Here is a 233-nt window from a genome sequence, read left to right on the forward strand (position 1 = left end):
CGAACGGGCCGGCCAGCCGGGGGCCCCCAAGCAGGCCGAGGACATCCGCCTGCGCCCCGCCGAGCTGGTGGCGCAGAAGCGCATGCAGGACTCCGACGTGCAGCAGCGCAAGGCGCTGGATGTGGAGATCGAGGAAACCCGGCAGCGGTACCGGTTGTTGACGGGTGTTTCTACCGCCCCGCGCGGGTCAGGTGAAAGCAGCGAAAGGGCGGATGCGCGGGCAGCCGCCTTTT

1 pseudogene is annotated in these 233 nt (G+C 70.0%); it reads left to right on the top strand.

Features of this window, described 5'->3' with window-relative positions:
- A pseudogene (locus tag ACQG3P_RS24440) lies at nucleotides 1–233 on the top strand (hypothetical protein); the annotation flags it as partial.

It is taken from the genome of Stenotrophomonas sp. SrG, from assembly GCF_050031795.1.
Lineage (GTDB): Bacteria > Pseudomonadota > Gammaproteobacteria > Xanthomonadales > Xanthomonadaceae > Stenotrophomonas > Stenotrophomonas rhizophila_A.